A 16,564-nucleotide genomic window follows, 5' to 3' on the forward strand; every position below is an offset into this window, starting at 1 on the left:
AGATTTTGAAATCTATGCTTTATGAAAATCGGGGAAGCTTCACCATCGAATCCGCCTTCGTCATGCCGATCGTCATGCTCTGCGTGGTCATGATCTTGATGCTCTGCCTGTATCTGTACCAAAGTGCCATGCTTGTTCAGGCTTCCGCGATTACATCGGAACGGGCAGCCTACAGCTGGAACAACCAATACAAGGAATCGCGTACAGGACGTTTCGGCGTAGATCAGACGGAAGATCTGTATTGGCGTTTGACCGAAGACCAGCTGCTTGCTTCACTCTTCAGCGGAATAGGCGGCGGCGAGGCTTCGGAGACGATTAACGTACCGGGAGGGGGAGGATCGCTGGGCGCTGTCAAAATGGCGAAAGCCGCAGAGCCGCTTCCTTCAGGAATGACCGGAACGATGACCAGCAAGCGCGGACTGCTGCATCCGATCACCACGGTCTTGTATACGCCGCTCAATCTCGTGCCGATCAAACGGATCGCCGGAGACCGGATGGGCGGTTCCCAGTACTCGACTGTCGTCGAACCGGCAGAATTTATTCGCAATATCGAATTGGTCCGCTATTATGCCGGCAAATTTAAAGCGGACCAGGCGGTTCCGAACCGTGAAAAAGGCGGCGCAGCCGTTGCGATGACTCCAAAGAACGCAGGCGTGCAATTGGGCAAAAAAGCCAAAAAGTAAATGCGGTATGAAGGAAAGCCGGGATGCGCGTACATGGATGCATTCCGGCGCGGGGGTGAAGTCATGAGATTCCGAACGGGCAAATATTGCAGAAAGACGCTGTTTATCCTAAAGCCCCATCTTTGGAAAAAAGAACACGGTTCGATTACGATTTTTCTGAGTTTGATTCTGGCGGTTACGCTGGCATTTGTCGCGATCTTTATCGACTATTCGCGAATGTCGGCGCTTAAAGCCAAAAGCGAACGTCTGCTGCATGCGGCGACACGCTCGGTGCTGTCCGCTTATGTACCGGAGCTGCAGCGCAGTTACGGACTGTTTGCTTACGGAGACAGCGATCCTTCCCTAATCTTTTCCGGAGTGCTTGAACGAAGTCTGGCGTACAAAGCGAGAGAAGAGGTTCTGCCGATTCTGGACGCCAAGCTGCTCTCGTCATCGGTGGAGTTGAGCCGCGAACTTGGGAACTACGAGATTTTCAAGAATCAGATCAACGAAGAGATGAAATACAAAGCTCCGGTCAACTTTGCGATCGAGGTGGTGGGCCGATTCAAACCGATGTCCCAAACCATGAAAGAAGCCTCGGGAACGGTGGAGATCCTGGAAAAACTGCAAAAGTTGTACGACAAACGCGAGGCGGAGCTCGACAGCATGCTGAAACTGCAAAAAGAAGCCGGTAAACGCACGGACGGGCTGACCGAACAAATCGGGACGAACGGCGCCAACGATATTGCGGACGCTTCGCTTGGCGGAGTGTCGTCGGCCGCCGATATGGCAGCGCAGTACAACGATTATCAGACGCAGAAGCAAAAGGTGTCTTCGGAAAGCGCTCCGCCGGAAAAAGACGGGAAAGGAGAACCCGATCCCGGATTTCTGGAATGGCTCCAGCTGCTCGCCCGAATCTCCGCTTACGAGTCGGGATCGGCACATGTGACAGGTCGTATGCAGCGTACGGTTACCTCCGCTTTTCCTCCGCATGAGCAGGATCTTAAGCAGGCGCGGGAGCATTTGCTCAAAGCCCAGGCGATCAATACGGAGATGGAAGCGGTAATTGCTTCGATCGGGACCCGCGGCGCGGACGGTTCATACGATACGGTCACGCGTTCGGATATTCCGGGAGCGGAAGGCGGTCCTACGGGAGATATGGCTTCGATTCGCGAAAAGATGAAAGAGCTGCCGCTGCAGCCGGATTTTTTCTCCGGAATGGAGCAGCGTATCGTGGGTCAGGAACAAGGATTTACCGCCATGCAGTCGGATGTGAATACCCTGCAGCAGACTTTGGGAAGAGCTTTCGGAGATGCGGGGATGAACGGTTATACGTTGAAGCGCATGGTGGTCAGCGCAGGCAGAACCGCATCCGATTATAACAGCCGTTACGGAAGCGGAGGCAGCGTAATCCGTGAAACCGAAGAAGAATTCAAAAAGCACCGTGCGGACGACGAACTGCGCAAGCAGGAAGAACAAAAAGCCAATAACAAACTTAAAGAAGTCGGAGAGATTCTCAAATTCCTGTCGGAAACCAAAGGCCACCACGAAGACTTCCGGGAGTTGGAGAAGTATTACGCGGAGAACGTGAGTTTGAACAAAGGGATCTCTGCGGCGAACGAAGCGGCGAAATGGGAAGAAGATGCGGCCGCGGCCGGCAAAGAGGCAATGGAAGACATGGATGGATTTTTCGGGGGAATTGCGGGCGTACTGGACGCTTCGGGCGACCGGCTGCTGCAAAACGAATACGCTTCGGACCATTTTTCCAATTTCAATTATGCAAAAATCCAGGAGCTGGCCAAACCCGGAACGCCGCTGGACGGTTCGGCCACCGCGGATCTGGTCAGCGTGGAGAATCAGGAATTGGAATATATTCTGTACGGGTTCGGGAATCCGGGAGGAAATATCGCGGCTGCTTACGGGGAGATCTTCGCTATGCGGATGTCTATTCGGACGATGGAGGCGCTCACCGATCCGGCTATCTTGGCTTTCGGCAATCCGCTTGTCATTTTTGCCAAAGCGCTGGTGCAGGGGATTACGCAGGCGATCCTCGATATGACGATGCTGGCCCAACAGGGCTATGTGGAATTGAGCAAGACGCTCAAGATCAAGCTGACTTACAAAGATCACTTGAGACTGTTTCTGTTCGCCCATCCCGGCAACGACAATCGGCTGTCCCGAATGCTTGCTGTCATCCGGTTCGATACCGGCGTCAATCCCGACGATCATTATACGTATCTGTCCGGCGATGCGGCGATCTCCATGCCGGTCTGGTTCCTGCCGGGCGTGATGGAAACGCTTGGAGTCGGCGAAGGCACAGCGTCAGGAAGCGAGTACACGATCGATCTGCAGGCGGATTACTCTTATTGAAACCCGGAGGCGGCTCATGAAGCGAGTTCCAAGCAAGAGCCGGCGGCTGGCCGGCGAACGGGGCAGCATCGTAGTGGAAGCGTCGCTCGTCCTGCCCCTCTTTTTATTCTTGTTTATTTTCTTGGCTTATATCGTTCAGATGACCGCCTACTCGACGGTCCTTCAGACTACCGCTTCGGAAGCGGCCAAGCAGGTATCGACGCATCTGTATCCCGTACAGATGGCGGCGGACAATCTGGGCAAAACGGAACCGGTAGCCAAAGCCCTGCAGGGATTCTCGAAAATATCGTTCAGTGAACTGGCGGCGGAATATGCTTCTTCGCTGCCTGCTCCGATCGGCAAATGGATTGGGGAAGCGGCGGCCAAAGGCGATCTGCCTCTGCAGTCCCTGAAAGACGAAGCGGCTTCGGCCGTGCTTGACCCGGCGATCAAGCCTCTGTTGACTCCGCTGATCGAGGGCGGCCCGCTGGATGCGGACAAGCTGCATGTCATCGGCCTTACCGTTCCGACAACGGGAGCCGGCAATCAGCCTTATTTTGGTGTGGAACTGACCTATGAGCTTCCGATCAAAGTCCCGTTCACCGGAAAATCCTTGTCGATCCGGGCCAAAGCGGAAGAAAGAGCCTGGATCGGCGATACGGGGGAAACGGCGGAAGAAGGGGTAGGGGGCGAAACAGGGACTGAAGCCGGAACCCCGGCAGTCATTACGTCGGTACCCGATCCGGCTTATCCGGGCAGCCGCGCGACCGTGACGGCCAAAGTTCGGCCGGGGCAAACTGCAGCAATTAAAGTCGTCTACAAAAGCGGAAACAGCAAGGCGCGGTATCTGGGCCGGCAGACCGCCGATGCTTCGGGCAATCTGTCCTGGACCTGGCTGGTCGGCGGCAATACGACGCCCGGCGATTGGACATTGGTTGTAGAAGTCGATGGAGCCGCATCCGCCGAAGCGTCGTTCGAAGTCCGCAAGCGCGAGTAAGACATCCGAACAGCCGGAAGAAAGCCGCAGCCGGCAAAGGCCGATGCCTTTTCATTCCCCTCCCTATTAATGAAGAAAAAGAAAAGAGGATATCGCATGAACGACACTTTGGCTTTTATCGGCTGCGGCATTTTTTTGACGATGGCTTTTATGACGGATATCCGCACACGCAGGATTCCGAATCGGCTTAACCTGGCTTTTGCCGCAAGCGGACTGTTGTATCAGGCAGCCGTGCACGGTTTAAAGGGAATCTTGTTTGCCTTTCAAGGCTGTGCGGCGGGATTTGTCGTCTTGTTTATTCTGTATCTGCTTGGAGCCGTAGGCGCCGGAGACGTCAAGTTGTTTGCCGGAATCGGGGCATGGACAGGTCTGTTGTTCACTGCGCAGACCCTGCTGTATTCCATTTTGTTTGCGGGAGCGATCGGACTGGGCATTTTGTGCTGGAGGCGCGAAGGGATGCGCCGAATCAAAGCGATTTTCGGCAGCATGGCCGGAATATTCATGTTTCGCAGCCTCGCTCCGCTGACGGCGGACCGGATTAATCATCTGACGTTTCCTTTTATGTGGGCGGTTCTGCCCGGCGCATTGGCCGGTTACTTTTATATGTACTGAGGAGTGTTGAACGTGGAGGAGTTTGTCACCGATTTTGTCCAGAGCGATACGACTTATATGGTACTAAAGAGCAAGCACAAACTGGGCGGAGACGACTTGAACCGGGTTCAGGTCAAAATGCTCGCTTCTTCGAATGTTCCGCATGTGCTTGATCTGCATGTGCGCGAAGTCGATGCGGAGGCTGAACTGCATTACAATATAGGCGGCAAAAGAATGCTGTCCACGTGTATGCGGACGGAAAAAATCACTTTGGTCGAATATTATGCGCTGCTGCTGCAAATCGTCACGGCGCTTGAATACGGAATGACCTATATGTTGAATCCGAACGGTTTTTTGCTCAAGGAAGAGTATATGTTTATGGACGGCCCGCTCAAAGAAGGTACGGTCTATCTGACGTATCTGCCGCTTAACGGACCCGGCGAAGCCGTTTCCAGTCGGGAGCGGATCGGAGGCCTGGCTGCACGCTGGATGACGGCGGTCGACGACCTTCGGGGAACCGGAGTCCAGCGGATTTTGCAGATGTGCGAACAGCCGTCCTTTTCCCTGCAGTCGCTCAAGAGTCTGCTGATCGGACTTCTGGCCGGAAGCGGGAAGCGGATTACGGGAGGTCTTGAAGCTGCGGGTGCGGCGGCTCCCAAGCCTTTTCCCCCGATGGGAGAATATGCCGATTCCCGCGATCCCGTCCGGAACCCTTCCGCATCCGGATCGGGAAACGGTTGGGCGCGGGAAGAGGGCCCGGGCGGCGCTTTTTCCCACGCATCCGGGCATACAAATTACGCTTACAACGAAGCTCCGGGTTCCGTCTTCTCCGGGAATTCGGGAGCCGCGCCGGTTGAAGCGGAGGAACAAGAACGGCGCCTGCCCCGGAAGCTGCTGGGCAGCGCCAAACGCCAGAATGACCGCAAAGATCCGGCGCGCACGCAGCTTGAGATGGAAACGCCCTATGAAGAAGTGGGGCCGGGAGAAGGAAAAAACGGCCGTTTGGTTGCTCCGCTGATCGGACTGCTGCTTCTGACGGTGCTGTGGAAGATGCTGTATATGGACAATCCCGGAACCGGAAGTCTGTTGGTCTGCACCGTGGCTACGCCGCTTCTGCTTGTTTTTGCTTATCTCGGTTGGTCGGGCAAACTGAAATTCGGCCGCCGTGGTTCGGAGCGGCGGCAGGAGGAAGAAGAAGCGCAGGCGCTGGCTTCTCCTTGGCAGGAGCCGCGCGGAGCTGCGGGACACCGGGTATTCTATGGACGTCCGGAAGCGGAACAAGAATTTGGGGGAAGAACACCGGGAGTCCCCCGAACGCCGCAGTCCGGAGCTTCAGCGATGGCTGCGGCTGATCGCCGGAACGTGCCCGACTTTTTGAGACCGGCTTATGCGGGAGGGCAGGAGGACGAGGGTTTCTCCGCAGCCGGACAAAGGTATGCTATGCAGGAAGAACAAGGGAGTCCGCTGTCTGTTCTGCCGGAAGCCGGCACCGGAATGCTCGCTTCGTCCTCGTCCCAGCCAACCGTCATGCTGGGCGGCGGAAGAAGCGACGTCCCGGCGGGAGCGATCTCCGGAGCCTCGGATTCCAGACCGAGATACCGGCTGGAACGCGTAGAGAACGGTACGCTGCCCAAAAGTATTGCGCTGCCGGGCGGCAGCTTCACGATCGGGCGGGCCTCAGACGTATCCCAGCATGTAGAGACAGCGGTCGGGATCTCCCGTGCCCATGTGGAGCTGGAGCTTTTTGGAGACCGCTGCACGCTCAAAGATATCGGTTCCCGAAACGGCACGATATTGAACGACGAGCCTATCACGCCTTACAAAGCCTATGAATTGAACGAAGGCGATACCTTCCGGATTGCGGGGATTGCGTATACGCTGCGGGGTCAATGAGAAATATCAAATAAGAAATATCAGAAAAGAAAAAAGTCCGCCCAGGTTTCCCTGATTCGGACTCTTTTTTGACTTTTTGATGATATGCGGTATTATCCGTTACTTCGCTTCCAAGTTCCTTACCGCTTCTTCCACATAAGGATGGGAGAATGCGAAGCCGGCTTTCAGTGCCGCGGCCGGAATCACGTGCTGGCCGCCGGTGACCATCAGCGACATTTCGCCGAGCACGGTGCGCATCAGCACCGCAGGGACGGGGAACCAATGCGGACGGTGGATCGCGCCGCCGATCACGCGGCCGAGTTCGTCCTGCCGAACAGCATTCGGCGCGGCGGCATTGACCGGTCCGGCGATGTTTTCGTGCGTCAGGCAGAATTCGAACAGCGCCGTCAGATCGTCGATATGAATCCACGACATCCACTGCCGCCCGCTGCCGAGCTTGCCGCCGCCCATCAGTTTGTACGGCAGTTTAAGTACCGGATACACGCCCGCTTCCCGGCCGAGGACCAGTCCGATCCGCATTTTAACAAGCCGGGTCTGCGCCATGGCTTCGATCGGGTCGGCCGCCGCTTCCCATTTCACGGACAGCTGCGAAGGGAAGTCCTGCCCGCCGGGCGGAGAGTTTTCGTCGAACTCCGCCGTTTCCGACGTGCCGTAGATACCGATCGCGGACGCCTGAATAAATACGGACGGAGGCTGGTCCAGGCCGCGGATGCCTGCGATCAGCTTGCGCGTCGATTCCAGGCGGGAGCGTTCCATTTCCTGTTTGGCCTGATCCGTCCAGCGTTGGCTGAGCGAAGAACCGGCCAGGTTGACGATGCCGTCGAAGCCGGCCAGCGCCTGGGGATCGCGTTCGACCTGATCCCAGGTGAGGGTGGCGCTTCCTCCGCCTTGTCCTTCCGCCGCTTTGCGCGAGATGGCCACCGCCTCATGCCCCGACTGCGTCAGTCTTGCCGTCAGTTTTTTGCCGATAAATCCCGTTCCTCCGCTGATTGCGATCTTCATGCCGAACCTCCTCGTGCGGGAACTTCCGCTTTGTCCGCAAATGGACTTACCCTTACTATTACGGTTCTTCTCCTTCTATTAAACGATGTTCCTTTCTTTTTTACAAATACTCGGTGTGCGCGGAAGGCGAATTCCGCTATAAATCGGTTTCGCCGCGGGCTTTGGCAGGCCTGCGTCCGTTTTCCGTTCCCGACTTCGATGACAGTTCTGTCTTATCCGTTCTTATGCGTGGATTTCTTGCCCGCTTCACGTTAAAATAAGACAAGGTTTGGACGGAGGCCGGGCAGTAGTACCTTGTCAACGCTAAAGGTAAGGTTACGCCCCCTTCAAACGCACCTAAAGCGTGTGCGTTTGAAGGGAACGTAAACCTCTGATTAAGAGTTGACAAGGTAGTAGTCGGAAGCGAAAAAGTGGCTTTTTGGCAAAACAGCCCGGCGTCCGCAAACAAAGAGGAGGATGAATCATGCTTAAAATCGGCTCCCACGTATCCTTTTCGGATAAGGGACTGGTGAGCGCGGCGAACGAAGCGAACAGCTACGGCTCGACCTCGTTCATGATATATACCGGCGCTCCGCAGAACACGCGGCGCAAGCCCATGGAAACGATGAATATCGAAGAAGGACTCAAGCTGATGGAGCAAAACGGAGTGCCGGAGATCGTCGTGCACGCGCCGTACATCGTCAATCTCGCTTCGTACAAAGACCATACGTACGAGTTGGGGGTCAGCTTTTTGCAGGAAGAAATCCGCCGTACCCACGCGATCGGGACCAAGCAGATCGTGCTGCACCCGGGCGCGTTCACGGACAAGGATCTGGAATACGGCATCGAACGTATCGCGGCGGGACTGACCGAAGTGCTGAGCGGCGTGGAAGAAACCGACGTGAATATCGCGCTCGAGACGATGGCGGGCAAAGGCACGGAAGTCGGCCGCAAGTTCGAAGAGATCGCGCGCATCATCGACAAAGTGCCGAACAACGAGCGCCTCAGCGTCTGCATGGACACCTGCCATATTCACGACGCAGGCTACGACGTGGCGGGCGACTTCGACGGCGTGTTGAAGCAGTTCGACGAGATCGTGGGACTGGACCGCCTCGGCGTGATGCATATCAACGACAGCAAAAATCCGGTCGGAGCCGGCAAAGACCGCCATACGCCGATCGGCGCGGGCTGGATCGGATTCGAAGCGCTCAACCGGGTGGTCAACCATGCGTCGCTGAGCCATCTGCCGTTCATTCTGGAGACCCCGTGGATCGGCAAAGACGTCAAAACGCAGCGTCCGATGTACGAAGTCGAGATCGCGCTTCTGCGCGGCACCGTAAGCGAGCGTTTCGGCAAAGGCTTCGGCGAAGACGTCGAGAAGCTGCATGCGTTTTTCGCGGCGCAGGGGATCGATCCCCGTTCGTTTACGCTCGATACATGGGCCGTACTGAAGAACGACGCCAAAGCCAAAAAGGCCGATCCGCGCGAACCGCTTGAACGGCTGTACGATCTTGCTCTGCAGGAGTCGGTGCTGCCGAACGTGTCCGAAGAAGACCTCAACAAACGTTTGATCGCCGTACTGGCGGGCAAGGAAGCATTGGCGCGTTTCTAGATTTTTGCAAAAAAGCGGGGGAGCAGTGCGCGGCGTCTATGACGCCGGACCCGCCTGCCATTTCCTGCACTTTCACTTATGTCGAGAAGGCCGGCGTGCGCACATTTGCAGCCGGACCCAAGGAGGATTACGGAATCATGGATCAACATGTCAAAACCGCGGGTTCCGCAGGCCCGCAGCAGCCGCAGCACCGGGCCCGCATGCTTATCTCGTGTCCCGACGGACCGGGGATCGTATCGGCGGTATCGCGTTTCCTGTTCGATCACGGAGCGAATATCGTCCAGTCCGATCAATACACGATGGACCCCGAAGGCGGAATGTTCTTTATGCGGATCGAGTTCGATCTCGACGGACTGAACGAACGCCTGCCGAAGCTGGAATCCGATTTTGCGGAAATTGCCGATCGCTTCAAGATGGATTGGAAAATTTACCAGGCGGCCAAAAAGAAAAAACTCGCTCTGTTTGTCTCCAAAGAAGATCACTGCCTCGTCGAGCTGCTCTGGCAGTGGCAGGCGGGCGATCTGGACGCGGAAATCGCGGTAGTCGTCAGCAATCACCCGGATATGCGGGAGTATGTCGAATCGTTCGGGATCGCATACCGCCATATTCCGGTTACCAAAGACAATAAACCGGAAGCGGAGCGGCAGCAGCTCGAAGCGGTCGGCAACGATATCGACCTGATCGTCCTGGCGCGCTACATGCAGATCGTATCGCCTTATTTCATCGAAAATTACCGCAACCGCATCATCAATATCCACCATTCCTTCCTGCCGGCCTTCGTCGGGGGCAAGCCGTATGCGCAGGCTTACGACCGCGGCGTGAAAATCATCGGCGCAACCGCGCATTACGTGACGGAAGAGCTGGACGGAGGCCCGATCATCGAGCAGGACGTCCAGCGGGTCAGCCACCGCGACGACGTGCCGGAACTGAAGCGGATCGGCCGTACGATCGAGCGGGTCGTTCTGGCGCGCGCGGTCAAATGGCATGCCGAAGACCGGATCCTGGTTCACCATAACAAGACGGTCGTCTTCAATTGATCCAGTACACTTAGTGTTGACAAGGTACTAGTACCTTGACCGATAACGATGTTAGGTTACGCCCCTCGAAAACCCGCTTGAACCGTGCGTGTTTCCGATGAACGCAAACCTCAGATTTGATTCGGTCAAGGTACTGGGCGACAATAATTATTTTCGTAACAAAAGAACGCGCGGGACCGTCTTAGTAAGGGGACGTCCGTGCGGAGTGCTTGTTTCCATATTTCGCAGCCGCAAGGCGCACATTCGGCCTGTTGAGTGCTCAACAGGCCGCTGTCGTTGTTCGGGATGTAAAATTTAGCTATTTAAGGGTCTGAACTTACGAAACGAAAGGGGAATATTATGTTGGGATGGATGATGCGCGCGGCCAGAAGCGGCTTGGCGCTGCTGCTGCCTCTGGCGCTGATCGCGGCGCTGCTGCCGATTTTTCCGGCCGGGGCGAATGCCGCGGCCGACACAACGGGCGGACTTCGGGTATCGGCCGAATTCGGTTACGGAGGCAAGATCAACGACGGCCGTTGGAATCCGTTGAAAGTAACATTGACCAGCGATACCGATCTGACGGGAGATTTGGTCGTCCAGGTATCGCCGCAGAACGGCATGGGAGAAAGTACATATGTACGCCGCGTCGAAATTCCGGCCGGAACGTCGAAGGAAGTGACCTTTGCGGTACCCGGAGGCTCCTACTCGCGCAATACGAGCATGCTGCGCTTTTATCCGGGTTCGGTCGAGAAAGGAGAATCGCTGCCGTTTCGCGAAGGCCGCGCGTACTTGTCGAGTTCGAGTCAGTTCGGCGGGATTGTCGGCGTTCTGTCGTCCGATCCCGATACGATGAATTTCTTGAGTCTGCTGCAGGGCAGCGGGCAGACCGTCAGCATGGTGCCGCTTGAAGCGGGCGATATCGGGGAAAATCCGCTGCTGCTGGACGGGCTCGACGTCCTGGTCATGAACGACTTTGCGGCGGATACGCTGAACGAGAAGCAGGCGGACGCCATCCGCACCTGGGTAGAACGGGGGGGATCGCTGCTGCTTGGCGGAGGAGCCGGCTATGCCAAGACGGCGGCGGGGTTCGAAGACCTGTCGCCCGTCGAAGCGTCCGGCGGTACCTCCTCCGTATCCGCGGCGCCGCTGGCATCCGGAGGCGAAGGCAAACCGCTGCCTGCCGGATCGTCGCTGACGGCGGCCAACGCTGCGGCCAAGCCGGAAGCCGATGTGCGCTACGGCACGCCGGATCGGCCGCTGGTTGCTTCGATGCCGCTGCAGGCGGGACAGGTCTGGTACGCGGCGTACGATCTGTCGCTCGAACCGCTGTCTTCCTGGGCGGGAAGCCCGGCGCTGTGGGGCAAGCTGCTGCAGCCCGATCTGAACGCTGCGGGAACGGGGAGCACGGGCGTTCCGAATACGTCTTTTGCTTCCTCTTCGTACAATGTCTCGAGTGCGCTCGATTATTTCCCTTCGCTGCATATGCCGAAACTGAGCGTGCTGGTCTGGATGCTGCTGATCTATCTGGTGGTTGTGGCGCCGCTGCTGTATCTGCTGCTCCGCAAATTCGATAAACGGGAATGGGCCTGGGTGTTTATCCCGCTGGTTGCGATCGTCTCGAGCGGGGCGATCTATATGACGGGTTCTTCCGACAAAACGAACGAGATCGCGCATACCTTGAGCTATGTGACGCTTGACGGCGAAGGCCAAGGCGTGCGCCGGAGCGCAACGGCGCTGTTCGTACCGAGCAGCGGCGAGTATACGGTCGATTTCCCGGCAGGCACGCAGTTGGGAATCATGACCACGAACGGCGGCTGGACCGTCAACAACGGCGAAGTGACCGGGCAGCTGGACAACTTTGTCCGCGAAGAACCGGAGGCCAGCCGCCTGCGCCTCGGAAACATGTCGTATTGGTCCGTCGCCAAGTTTACGGTGGAAGAACCGGGCAGCCTGGATGAAGGCAAATGGACACCGAACCTGACGGTCGACGCAAAAGGAGAGATCAGCGGCGTCATCGTCAACGAGACGGACCGGCGGATGGAAGATATGGCTCTGGTGGCCGGCGGCAAACTGTACAAGATCGGCACGCTTGAGCCCGGCAAGGAAGCTTCGATCGGCAAAGGGTCAACGATGTCTTCCAACTATTACGATCTGGGCAGCATGCTGTTCGCTTATCCGACAACGGGAACCGATGCCTATAACCGCCAGCGTTCGATGACGCAGAATATTTCGGTAAACGGACCTCTGGTCGGAAGCGGCATGCAGAATGCTTTTTTGATCGCTTTCAGTGAAGATTCGGAAGATATTCTCAATGTCGGCGGCAAAAAGGTCGCAAACGACCGGCTCAGCATGTATACCCAGCCTGTTTCGATCGACATTTTGCAAAACGGAGAAGTCAATATCCCTTACGGATACACGGGGGGAACGGTCATTCATACGAATACGACGCAGGTGTCCGATGACGGCATGGGGCGTATGAGCGCTTCGCCGGGAACGATGACACTCGGCTATACGCTGCCCGATTTGGGAGACGTCGATTACAAGCAGCTCGATATCCGTCTGCCGGACGGCGTACAGCCGACGACCCGGCTTGAAATATGGAACGAAGCCGCAGGCGAATGGCGTTCGATCAATTGGAAAAGCGGGTCGGCCTCTTATAAGAAAGCCTCCGATTACGTAGCGAACGGCGACCTGGTGCAGATTCGCGTAAGAGTCAGCGAATGGACGACCATGGCGCTGCCGGAGATCAAATTGAAAGGATCGGTGCAGCCATGATCGAAATCAGTGAACTGAGCAAGCGCTACGGCAGCTTCCAGGCGCTCGACAAAATCAGCATGACGATCGGAGCGGGTACGGTATTCGGCTTCGTCGGCCCCAACGGAGCGGGCAAATCGACCACCATGTCGATTCTGGCGACGCTGCTGCTGCCCGATTCCGGTACGGCCAAAGTCAGCGGCTACGACGTTACGCGCCATCCCAAAGAAGTTCGGCGGCGGATCGGCTATATGCCCGACTTCTTCGGCGTCTATGACCGGTTCAAGACCGACGAATACCTGCATTTCTACGGAGCGAGTTACGGGATCGCACGGACCGAGCGGGAGAAATTGATTCCCCAGCTGCTCGAACTCGTCAATTTGTCGGACAAAAAAGAAGCTTATGTGGACGGCTTGTCGCGCGGCATGAAACAAAGATTGTGTCTGGCGCGCAGTCTTGTGCATGATCCGGAAGTGTTGATTCTCGACGAGCCGGCTTCCGGACTCGATCCGCGGGCGCGGATCGAAATGCGCGAAATCCTCAAAGAACTTAAACGCATGGGCAAAACGATCATTATTTCCTCGCATATTCTGCCGGAACTTGCGGAAATGGTAGACGAGATCGGAGTGATCGAACACGGACGCATGGTCGCTCAGGGCAAAGTGTCCGATATTCAAAGCCGGATGCGGGTCAACCGGGTGCTGCATATCCGTACGCTCGGCCGGCAGGAAGAGCTGGCGGTCCGTCTTCGCGACGAAGAGCATGTGAGCCGTGTACTCGACGATGCCAACGGGATTCAGGTGCACTTCAGCGGAGAAGATGCCCAGCAGATGCATCTGCTGCGCCGCATCATGGACTGGGAATACGAAGTGGTTTCTTTTAACGAAGCCCAAACCAACCTGGAAGACGTCTTTCTCGAAATCACGAAAGGAGGGGCGGCGACATGAGTACTCCAAAAAGACCGGGCGGACTGGGAAGCCTCTGGATCAACCCGGTGCTCGACAAAGAATTCCGGCTGAGAATGCGCACACCGCGTTCGTTTATCGCGCTGCTTGCCTATGTGTTCGTATTGGGCGGGCTTGCCATCGGATTTATTTATGTGACGATGGGCTTCCAGAATTCCCAGGCGGGGATGCGCTTCGATCCGACGACAAGCCGTCTGCTGTTCTATGTGCTCAGTATCGCGCAGCTGGTGCTGATCGCTTTTATGACTCCGGCATTGACTGCGGGAGTCATCAGCGGAGAACGGGAAAAGCAGACGCTGAACATTCTGCTGACTACGCAGCAGAGTTCGTCCGCTATCGTGCTGAGCAAGCTGGCGTCCTCGCTGGCGTTTATGGTACTGATCGTGCTCGCCACGCTTCCGATCTACAGCGTCGTGTTTCTCTACGGAGGCATCTCGCCTTCGCAGCTGATCCTGGTGTTTCTGTTCTATCTGTTTACGATGCTGCTGCTTGGCGCGATCGGCATTTTGTGTTCGACGCTGTTCAAACGTACGATTATGGCGGTCATTATGGCTTACGGCATGACGCTGTTTATCTTTGTGGTGACAGGTGTCGCCTATCTGCTGCTGTTCGCCGTCGTTCAGCAGACTTATTACAGCGGAACGGTGCCGCCCAAATACTCGTGGGTTGGATTTATCCTGGGGCTTAATCCGGCCGGAGCCCTGATCAGTATTTTCGAACCGGGTATCTCCAAGCAGGCTTTCCTCGTCAACAGCGGCAATCTGCAGGACGATGCGCCGATTGCATTGTGGCTGGAATTCCTGCTGGTCTATGCGGTCGTAACCGCCGGAGCGCTGTGGATCGCGATTCGCCGTATCCGGCCGGTACGCCGCAGAAAAGCGGAAGACGAGGAAACGGTGCAGGGCGAAGAAGAATCCGCCGTGGCCGAAATGAAATCCGTACCCGGCAAGTCCGATCGGTCATAGGCGTACGCAGCGGGGGACCGAACCGTTAAGCCGCGAAGGAAAAAGGAGGGACACCGATATGGAAAACATCTTGTCCGCGATCGCAAAGGTAAGGTTGAGGCTTCAGATCTTCCGGATGTGTACTTTCGCGCTGCGCGGCTTGACCGCCGGACTGGCCGCGGCCGCTCTGGTGTTGGCCTTCGCACGGTTCGTACCTATGGCGTACGCTCTTCCGGGCGCGCTGGCCTGCCTTCCGATCGGCGCGCTGCTCGGCGCGGGCGCTGCCTGGATCCGGCCGGTGCGGACGGAAGAAGCCGCGCGCGCGATGGACCGTGCCGATCCGGCGGAAGAACGCCGCGATCTGATGACGACGGCTCTTGAATTTGCGGACCGGGATTCGGCTGCGGCGAACTGGCAGCGGGCACAGGCCGAGACGTACGGCCGCGAATTTGCGGCCAAACGCAAAGAACGGCTGCCTTTTGCGGTGAAGAGCGGGCGAGCCTCCGTTTCTTCGGCCGCTCTGCTGGTTGTATGCGCCGTTCTGCTGCTGCTTCCGAATCCGATGGAGGGCGAACTGCGTCAGCGGGAACGCGAACAGGCGCTGATCGACGCCCAGCAGAAAAAAGCCGAAGCGCTGGCGAAAGAATTGGAGCAGGCGCCGATCGAGCCCGAAGCCCGGGCTCCGCTGGCCGAAACGGCGGCGAAACTCGCGGAAGGGCTGGACGATTCGCGCCGGTCCGAGCAGGCGCTCAAACAGATGGAGCAGGCGATGAAGGAACTCGGACGCCAGGCGGACGAAGCGGCCGAGAGCCAGCGGGAACTTCAGGACTGGGGCCGCCGCCTCGCCGCCCAGCAGGCGCTGAAAGAAGCCGCCCAGCAGGGAGAAGAGGCGCCGAAACGTGCGGAGGCGCTGAAGAATGCGATCGACAAACTCTCCAACTCGCAGAAAAAAGAACTGGCGGATACGCTGAAGAATTTGGCCGAACAGGCTCCTGCGGAAGGGAAAGAAACGGCTGCGCTTCAGGAGGCGATGAAGCGGGCGTCCGAAGAACTGTCGAAATCGCTCCAGCTGTCGGATGAACAAATCCGCGAGCTGGCCGAGAAACTTGCGGCGGCGGCCGGCGAATCGGGAGAACTTGGCAAACAGAGCGATCTGGCTGCCGCCGCTGCGGCGCAGATTGCCCAAAGCGGGATGGAAATAGCCGGAGAACTTGCGGCATCCGGCGTATCGCTGTCCGATGCCTGGGGCAGCGGCGGCACGGCCGAGGCGTTGGCCGACGCCGGGGGCTCCGGCGAAGCCGGTGCGGGAGAACCGGGCGATTCCGAAGGTTCTCCCGGTGAAGGAACCGGCGGCGAAGGTTCGGGAAGCGCCGCGGCCGCAGGCGGTCAGGGCTCGGGGTCGCAGGGAAGCGGATCCGGCCAGGGATCAGGCCAAGGGGCGGGTCAGGGCTCGGGCGGAGGTTCGGGTTCCGGAGGCGGCTCCGGAGGTAGCGGTTCGGGCCAGGGCGGAAGCGGAGCCGGCTGGGGCAGCGGCGGCCGCGAGCAGGTCGCCACACCGCGCGATCTTCAAGGCAGCGGCAATATCCAGTCCGACAGCGGGCCTTCGAGCGGCGGAGACAAACAGACCGGAGGCGTATCGCCGACGATCGACGGGGTCAGCCGTCCGTACGAGGAAGTATACGGCGAGTATTCCGAACGCGCCAAGGAATCGCTCGGGCGCAGCGACCTGCCGCAGAGCGTGCAGGGATTGGTCGAAAGTTATTTTACGGAAATTCAGCCGGAATCCTGAGAAAATCCGCT

The 16,564-nt window shown here is 57.6% G+C and carries 12 protein-coding genes; 11 read left to right on the forward strand and 1 reads right to left on the reverse strand.

Annotated elements, in window-relative coordinates; all coding sequences use genetic code 11:
• The first annotated feature begins 14 nt into the window (after positions 1-14).
• From HOP44_RS07345 to HOP44_RS07365, 5 genes are all read left to right on the forward strand, one after another.
• A complete protein-coding gene (locus HOP44_RS07345) occupies positions 15-683 on the forward strand; it encodes a TadE family protein (RefSeq protein ID WP_172252004.1) in 669 nt (222 codons plus the stop codon).
• A 63-nt stretch (positions 684-746) separates the two neighbouring features.
• Positions 747-3,032, forward strand: a complete 2,286-nt coding sequence (locus HOP44_RS07350) for a DUF5702 domain-containing protein (protein ID WP_172252006.1) — start codon at positions 747-749, stop codon at positions 3,030-3,032.
• Between the two features lie 16 nt (positions 3,033-3,048).
• Entirely contained in the window at positions 3,049-4,008 is a 960-nt protein-coding gene (locus HOP44_RS07355; RefSeq protein ID WP_172252008.1) for a pilus assembly protein, read from the forward strand.
• 96 nt (positions 4,009-4,104) lie between these two features.
• Positions 4,105-4,620: an A24 family peptidase gene (locus tag HOP44_RS07360; RefSeq protein WP_172252010.1), complete on the forward strand. Its 516-nt coding sequence runs from the start codon at positions 4,105-4,107 to the stop codon at positions 4,618-4,620.
• Between the two features lie 12 nt (positions 4,621-4,632).
• Positions 4,633-6,492, forward strand: a complete 1,860-nt coding sequence (locus HOP44_RS07365; RefSeq protein ID WP_172252012.1) for a DUF6382 domain-containing protein — start codon at positions 4,633-4,635, stop codon at positions 6,490-6,492.
• Between the two features lie 99 nt (positions 6,493-6,591).
• Here HOP44_RS07365 and HOP44_RS07370 read toward each other — a convergent pair whose 3' ends face one another.
• Entirely contained in the window at positions 6,592-7,494 is a 903-nt protein-coding gene (locus HOP44_RS07370; RefSeq protein ID WP_172252014.1) for a TIGR01777 family oxidoreductase, read from the reverse strand.
• Between the two features lie 463 nt (positions 7,495-7,957).
• On the opposite strand from HOP44_RS07370, the gene HOP44_RS07375 reads away from it, so the two are divergent.
• The 6 genes from HOP44_RS07375 to HOP44_RS07400 all read left to right on the forward strand — a co-directional run bounded on the left by HOP44_RS07375 (position 7,958) and on the right by HOP44_RS07400 (position 16,553).
• On the forward strand, positions 7,958-9,085 hold the full coding sequence (locus HOP44_RS07375) for a deoxyribonuclease IV (RefSeq protein WP_172252016.1): 1,128 nt from the start codon (positions 7,958-7,960) through the stop codon (positions 9,083-9,085).
• Positions 9,086-9,222: 137 nt separating this feature from the next.
• Positions 9,223-10,122, forward strand: a complete 900-nt coding sequence (purU, locus tag HOP44_RS07380; protein WP_172252018.1) for a formyltetrahydrofolate deformylase — start codon at positions 9,223-9,225, stop codon at positions 10,120-10,122.
• Positions 10,123-10,461: 339 nt separating this feature from the next.
• Complete coding sequence (locus HOP44_RS07385; protein ID WP_172252020.1) at positions 10,462-12,876, forward strand: hypothetical protein; 2,415 nt, start codon at positions 10,462-10,464, stop codon at positions 12,874-12,876.
• On the forward strand, positions 12,873-13,802 hold the full coding sequence (locus HOP44_RS07390) for an ABC transporter ATP-binding protein (protein ID WP_172252022.1): 930 nt from the start codon (positions 12,873-12,875) through the stop codon (positions 13,800-13,802). Before HOP44_RS07385 ends, HOP44_RS07390 begins: the two co-directional genes overlap by 4 nt.
• Positions 13,799-14,785, forward strand: a complete 987-nt coding sequence (locus tag HOP44_RS07395) for an ABC transporter permease (protein WP_172252024.1) — start codon at positions 13,799-13,801, stop codon at positions 14,783-14,785. The genes HOP44_RS07390 and HOP44_RS07395 overlap by 4 nt, the downstream gene beginning before the upstream one ends.
• Before the next feature lie 58 nt (positions 14,786-14,843).
• Complete coding sequence (locus tag HOP44_RS07400) at positions 14,844-16,553, forward strand: phage tail tape measure protein (protein WP_172252026.1); 1,710 nt, start codon at positions 14,844-14,846, stop codon at positions 16,551-16,553.
• Positions 16,554-16,564: the final 11 nt, after the last annotated feature.

It is taken from the genome of Saccharibacillus deserti, assembly GCF_013618475.1.
Classification (GTDB): Bacteria; Bacillota; Bacilli; order Paenibacillales; family Paenibacillaceae; genus Saccharibacillus; species Saccharibacillus deserti.